Annotated in this window: 1 protein-coding gene and 1 pseudogene; both read left to right on the top strand. The window is 36.8% G+C overall.

Annotated features, from left to right (window positions below):
• On the top strand, positions 1-209 hold a 209-nt coding region (locus ADS77_RS22005), incomplete at its 5' end, for an IS30 family transposase (RefSeq protein ID WP_152960609.1).
• A 135-nt stretch (positions 210-344) separates the two neighbouring features.
• Positions 345-506: pseudogene (locus ADS77_RS22305) on the top strand (transposase); the annotation flags it as partial.

Here is a 506-nt window from a genome sequence, read left to right as displayed (position 1 = left end):
ATTTTATTATTTATTTTGCTGATCCTTATTGTTCGTGGCAACGAGGAACAAATGAACATACAAACGGTCTGATCAGGCGTTATTTCCCAAAGAAAACTGATTTTTCAACTATAACTAATGAACAACTCCAAGAGGTTGTAATGAAAATTAATACTCGCCCAAGGAAAATACTAAATTATCAGACAGCTGAAGAAGTCTTTATTAATTAGTGATTTAAGGTTTGGTGCACTTGGAACCTGAATTCGGGTTTTTCAACAAAACAACGATGACACCCATCCTAAAGTTTGTATTTTTTATATTTTGCACTAACTTTGAGTTAGTGCAAAATATAATCTGGGTGTCACATGGCAATTGCAAGAAGGCGTCAAGTAAGTTTGGTTGATACAAAGTATTATCACTGTATTTCACGTTGCGTTCGTCGTGCTTTCTTGTGCGGGGAAGACCGTTTTACAGGGAAGTCTTTTGAGCATCGCAGAGGCTGGGTTGAAGATAAGCTACTCACATTG

This window comes from Pseudoalteromonas porphyrae (assembly GCF_001298125.1).
GTDB classification, from domain to species: Bacteria; Pseudomonadota; Gammaproteobacteria; order Enterobacterales; family Alteromonadaceae; genus Pseudoalteromonas; species Pseudoalteromonas neustonica.
The sequence above is the reverse complement of the archived record's forward strand: the minus strand, read 5'-3'. Positions and strand labels throughout refer to the sequence as shown.